Here is a 5,065-nt window from a genome sequence, read left to right as displayed (position 1 = left end):
CTCGGCCCTGCACGGGCGAATGAATTCGCTGCAACAACCACACGAAGTCCGCCTGCGCGGACTGGCTTGCTTCGGTGTGGGGCGGGGCGTGTGGCGCGCCCGGAGTGTGTGGCGGATCCCTCAGTCGCTGCGGAATTTGGTGTGTCGGCAGTTTTCCTGTGGCCGCTCCATCGGGATGACATCACGCGCTTCGGCAGGTGCGGCGTGCGTGCAGGTGAAGCCTCCCGTCGTTGGGGAGGCTTTTTGCTTTTGCAGCGATTCACCATCTCCCGGTAATACGGATCCAGTCCTGTTCCGCCCTGCATCCGCCATCGCTACATTTCCCGCCCCGCTGCACCGCATCCGTCCATCCCAGAGGCGACGACGCATGGCCGACAAGACGATCTTCACGCGCATCATCGACGGCGAGATCCCGGGCAACTTCGTCTACCAGGACGAGCACTGCATTGCCATCCGCGACCTTCACCCCGCGGCCCCGGTGCACGTGCTGGTCATCCCCCGCAAGCCCATCCCCTCCATCGCCCACCTGACCTCCGAAGACCACGCCCTCGCGGGACACCTGCTGATGGTGGTCAAGAAGGTGGCGGAACAGGAGGGGGTGGCGGAGAGCGGCTACCGCGTCGTGATCAACGTGGGCGACGAGGGCGGGCAGACCGTGCCGCACCTTCACATTCACGTGATGGGCGGCCGCCAGCTGCACGGCCACGGAACCGCGTGAGCGCGGTCGAGCGCGACGCCATTCTCGACGAGCTTCGCCGCGCCTGGGACGGCGATCCCTGGCACGGCGATCCGCTCCGGCGCGTCCTCGACGGCGTGACGTCCGAACAGGCCGCCGCACGTCCTTTCCCGGGGGCTCACTCCATCGGTGAACTGGTGCTGCACCTGGCCTCGTGGTCGCGCGAGGTCGCCCGGCGCCTCGCCGACCGCGTGGCGCGGGACCCCGAGGACGGTGACTGGCCGGCGTTCGCCGGTGGCGAGCAGGGCTGGCGCGCGGCGCTGGACCGCCTGGCCGCCGCGCACGGGGAGCTGCTCGCCGCCGTGGAGGCGTTTCCCCCGGGCGAACTGTCTTCGCGAGTGGGCGACGAACGCGACCGTCCCCTGGGTGCGGGGGTGTCTTTCGCGGTGATGCTGCACGGCACGGCCCAGCACTACGCCTACCACGCGGGCCAGGCGGCGCTTCTCCGCAAGAGCTTCGGCGGACCCCCGCGCGGCGCTCCCGTCCCCGGAAAGGGACGCCCGTTGACCGGAAATGTAAACAGGTGTAGATTCAGTTATCTTCTGAAATGATAACGACATAGGCACGCTGGAGCGGCCGCGCGGAGACGCACGGTGCCTGGCTCTTCGCTAGAGGTCACACATGCAGGTGCGGCGGACGGATGACCGGCGGCTTCGCCTGGTGATGGCGCGGCCCACCGGCTGGATTTCCGGCGGAGACGTCGCCACGCGTCGCACCAACCGGCGTCGCGACATCTCTCCCGAGCGGATGGAGATGAACGTGGGTCTTCCCGAGCGCGTGGAGCGTGGGGAAGACCTTGTGCTGCTGCTGGACGGCCCCGACGGCGAGGGCGTGCTGGTGACCGGCGCCGTGGCCGGCCGCGTTCCTCAGGGGCGGCACGACCCCGACCTGATGGACCGGGCCGCCGTGGGCGCCGCGGTGTTCATGCGCGAGCGGCTGCGCACCGAAAAGCGCCAGCGCCTTCCCGACCAGCTGATCGTCTACTTCGAAGAGCTGAACGCGGCCGAGAACGACGGCCAGGTGATGCGCGCGCTGGCGGACCATGCGCTGCGCATTGTGGGCGCCCACACGTCGGTGGCGCTCATGCGCGAGCCCAACGGCCTGCTGCGGGCGCCCATGCCCGCCGAGCCGTGTGCCTGCCGCGCGCGGGTGTGCCTGGCCTGGGACGACCGCTTCGCCGAGCCCGGGCTGATCCTGTCGGAGGACGCGCGCCCGGGGGGCGCCATTCCCGGCGCCGCCGCGCTGTTCGGCGATCCGCACACGGCCTTGGTCGCGCACGTGCCGGTGGGCGGCGAAGGGGTGCTGGTGCTCACGGAGCGCCGCGACGAGCGCATCTTCGAGCCGGAAGACTGGGACGTGCTGCGCGCCCTGGCGCTGCAGGCGCAGATGGCCCTTCGGCGGCTGAAGCTGCTGGAAGACGTGCGCACCCTGTCGCTGACGGACCCGCTGACGGGGCTGGGAAACCGCCGCCACATGGAGCTGATGCTGGCCCACGCGTGGGCCGCGGCCCGCCGGGGCGATCCGCTGGCCGTGGTGGTGCTGGACCTGGACGGCTTCAAGGAAGTGAACGACACCCTGGGCCACCAGGCGGGCGACGAACTCCTGTGCGCCGTGGGCGAGGCGCTGCGCGAAGAAGCGCGCGCGTCGGACGTGGTGGTGCGCTTTGGCGGCGACGAGTTCCTGGCGCTGCTGACCGGGGGCACGGCCGAGGGCGGGCACCTGCTGGTGGAGCGGCTGCGCAAGCGGCTGGACGGGCGCGTGGGGATCAGCGCGGGGGTGGCCGCCTACACGCCCGACATGGCGAGCGCCGAGGAGATGATCCGCCTGGCCGACCGGCGCCTGTACGACGGGCGCGCCAGCCGCCGCCCGGCCCGCTAGCCGAAAGTGATCCCCGCCAGCTCCCCGCGCTCGGTGAGCGGAACGAAGCTGGGGAGCAGCCCGCATTCCGCGTCGTAGTCCTCGTCCTGGTCCTCCGCGCGGGGATCGTCGAGCACCTCCAGCAGCACCTGCACCACCGTTGGATCGAACTGGGTGCCGGAGCAACGCTCCAGCTCGGCCCGGGCGTGGTCGGCGGAGTAGGCTTCCTTGTAGCTGCGGCGCGTCATCATGGCGCAGTACGCGTCCACCGCCGACACGATGCGCGCGGCGAGGGGAATCTTCTCCCCGGTAAGCCCGTCCGGGTACCCGCTCCCGTCGTACCACTCGTGGTGGTGAAGCACCACGTCGGCCACGGGGCCCAGCGCGGGCACCGTGATCAGCAGGTCGTGCCCCACCCGCACGTGCGCCCTCACCAGCTCCACCTCTTCCGGCAGCAGCGGCCCCGGCTTGTTCAGCACGCCGTCGCTCACGCCGATCTTCCCCACGTCGTGAAGCAGGGCCGAGTAGCACACCACCGCCATCTCGTGCGAGGGTAGCTCCATCCGTTCCGCCACCATCCGCGCATACCGCGACGCCATCTCGCAGTGCCCGTGCGTGGAGGGGTCCTTGGCCTCCATGGCGTCGGCAAGCATGCTCACCGTCGACAGATAGGCCTTTTGCAGCTCGCGCTCCAGGCGCCGGTTGCGCACCGCAACCGCAGCCTGGTCGCCCACCGCCAGCAGGGAATCGACGTCCTGGTGGTCGAACTCGCCGCTCTGCCGGTCGCCTGCGATGATCACCCCGTGCAGGTCCGACATCAGCACCACGGGGGCCGCCACGAAGTTGCGGAACTGCTCGCCTTTTCCGGGCGCCGGAATGCCGGCGGGACGTCCGTCGTTGCTCACCAGCGTTTCGCCCGATTCCAGCACCTGCCGGCAGAGCGCGGCGATGGTGGGCGACGCATCGCCCAGCTCCATCCCCGTCATCCCCATCGCCGCCCGCACGCGAAGGCGGTCGCTTCCCGCGGCGCTGGTCACGTAGACGCCGCGGGATGCCTGGGTAATGGTCAGGCACGCCCGCAGGATCAGCGCGTAGACGTCGCCGCTGAACAGCGCGCCGTGGATTTCGCGAAGGGCGCGCTCCAGGCACTCGGCGCGGTGGCGGTGGCGCTCGGCCTGGGCCCGCTCCATCGCCAGGTCGGCCTCCAGCCGCGCGCGGGCGGCCGTCCACTCGGCCTCTTCGGCTTCCAGGGCCGCCTGGGCCTCGCGCAGCGCCTCTTCGGTGGCCGTCTGATGGGCCCGCCACTCCGATTCGCGCGCGCGGTGCGCGGCGGCGGCCTGGTCCAGCGCCGCCAGAACCGGGTCTCCCGCGCTGCCGCCCGCTCCGCTCGTCGTCTCCGCCATCGTGCGCCCCGGGTCTGGTTCCGCCTCCCGCCCCCGGGTGCGCAGGAGATCATGAATTGTACCGCGGGGGATGGGAAGTGCGTGAGTCCGTGAGCGCCAGAAGGCCTTGGCACGTCATCCTGAAGGAGCGGCCACCCCGAACCCGCCGCCGCACTGATCTACGCAGCGACTGAAGGATCCGCCACACACTCCGATGGGGCGCCAAAGCCGACGCGGCGGGGACCCAGGCCGTTTGCGAACCACGCCTCCACGGGCGAATGAATTCGCTGCAACGACTACACGAAATCCACCTTCGTGGATTGGCTTGCCTCGGTGCTGCCGCGGGCGTGTGGCACGCCCGGCTTTCGGCTGAGCCGGCAGCCTGTCATCCAGAGGCCCGAGCGCACCGGACTCGCCCGTGCGACAGCCCTCGCGGGCCGAAGGATCTAGCCTGCGTCACTTCTCAGCCCGGGCGCGGCAGCGGCACGGAGCCCTGCTGGCGGTGTGTGCCGGGGCCGGGTCGGCGCGTCACGCGGAGTGTGTGGCGGATCCTTCGGTCGCTGCACGACTCGGCGGGCCGGCCGGTTCGGCGTGGCCGCTCCGTCAGGATGACAACGAAAGGGCCGCGACACCCCGTCGCGGCCCTTTTCGCACTTTCGCACTCACGCACTCACGCACTTCCCCCTCGCCCCAGCCTCACCACGATCTCGAACTCTTCATCCGTAACCGGCTGCACGGAAAGGCGGCTCTTGTTGATGACGAGCATCTTCTCCAGCCCGGGCGTCTGCCGCAGGGCGTCGAGCGACACCACGGCCGGGAACTTTTCCGCGAACGCCACGTCGATCATGTACCAGCGCGGGTCCTGGTCCGACGCCTTCGGATCGAAGTAGTCGCTCCCGGAATCACGGGCGGTCGGGTCCGGATACCCCGCGCGCGCCACCGTGGCCAGCCCCGCCACGCCGGGCGGATCGGCATTGCTGTGGTAATACAGCACCCGGTCGCCCGGCTGGGCGTCGTCGCGAAGGAAGTTGCGCGCCTGGTAGTTGCGCACCCCCTCCCACGTGGTCTGCCCGTCGCGGTGCAGGTCGTC

5 protein-coding genes are annotated in these 5,065 nt (G+C 70.6%); 3 read left to right on the top strand and 2 right to left on the bottom strand.

Translation table 11 applies throughout. The annotated features are described in order from the left end of the window. Positions 1-367: 367 nt before the first annotated feature. From VIB55_RS10550 to VIB55_RS10540, 3 genes are all read left to right on the top strand, one after another. Positions 368-718 carry a histidine triad nucleotide-binding protein gene (locus tag VIB55_RS10550; RefSeq protein ID WP_331876621.1) on the top strand — a complete coding sequence of 117 codons (351 nt, stop codon included), beginning with the start codon at positions 368-370 and terminating at the stop codon, positions 716-718. Beyond that, positions 715-1,287, top strand: coding sequence for a DinB family protein (locus VIB55_RS10545; RefSeq protein WP_331876620.1), 573 nt, complete (start codon positions 715-717; stop codon positions 1,285-1,287). Before VIB55_RS10550 ends, VIB55_RS10545 begins: the two co-directional genes overlap by 4 nt. 70 nt (positions 1,288-1,357) lie before the next feature. Further along, entirely contained in the window at positions 1,358-2,614 is a 1,257-nt protein-coding gene (locus tag VIB55_RS10540; protein ID WP_331876619.1) for a GGDEF domain-containing protein, read from the top strand. Here the strand turns inward: VIB55_RS10540 and VIB55_RS10535 are convergent. Both VIB55_RS10535 and VIB55_RS10530 read right to left on the bottom strand, forming a co-directional pair. Continuing rightward, positions 2,611-3,996 (bottom strand): GAF and HD-GYP domain-containing protein, encoded by a 1,386-nt coding sequence (locus tag VIB55_RS10535; RefSeq protein ID WP_331876618.1) that lies wholly within the window; start codon positions 3,994-3,996, stop codon positions 2,611-2,613. The two genes, VIB55_RS10540 and VIB55_RS10535, sit on opposite strands and share 4 nt — an antisense overlap. A gap of 649 nt (positions 3,997-4,645) precedes the next feature. After that, positions 4,646-5,065, bottom strand: a 420-nt coding sequence (locus VIB55_RS10530; protein WP_331876617.1) for an EVE domain-containing protein, incomplete at its 5' end; no start/stop codon positions are given.

The organism is Longimicrobium sp., from assembly GCF_036554565.1.
Lineage (GTDB): Bacteria > Gemmatimonadota > Gemmatimonadetes > Longimicrobiales > Longimicrobiaceae > Longimicrobium.
This window is presented reverse-complemented; position numbering and strand designations above follow the sequence as displayed.